This window comes from Mesorhizobium sp. M00.F.Ca.ET.216.01.1.1, assembly GCF_004010325.2.
Taxonomy (GTDB): Bacteria; Pseudomonadota; Alphaproteobacteria; order Rhizobiales; family Rhizobiaceae; genus Mesorhizobium.
Genome location: NZ_SADR02000431.1, coordinates 1 through 307 on the forward strand (window position 1 = coordinate 1; position 307 = coordinate 307).

At 69.4% G+C, this 307-nt stretch carries 1 pseudogene; it reads left to right on the top strand.

The annotated features are described in order from the left end of the window. Positions 1–121: 121 nt before the first annotated feature. Positions 122–307, top strand: a pseudogene (locus EN859_RS38900) (ABC transporter permease); the annotation flags it as partial.

Here is a 307-nt window from a genome sequence, read left to right on the forward strand (position 1 = left end):
GTCTTCCTGGTCCGCGCCAGCCGCAGCAGAAGCGAGCGACGGAGCCCGCAAGCCTGGCAAGCGCGCGAAGCCGCAAGAGAGCGCAGCGGGCCGCGCGTGGCGCGTGCTGGTGTGGGGCGCAATGGTGTTCTTCCTCGTCAACGTCGTGTTGCTGATTGCGACGGTGGCGGTCAATTCAAGCGCGACGCGCTGGGTCGGCACCCGGCTGCCGCCGGGCTTCACGCTGCATTGGTATGCGCCGGCGTGGCGCGACTTCCAGTTGGCGAGCGTGTTGTGGGTGACGCTCGAGGTGGTGGGCGCGGTCGTC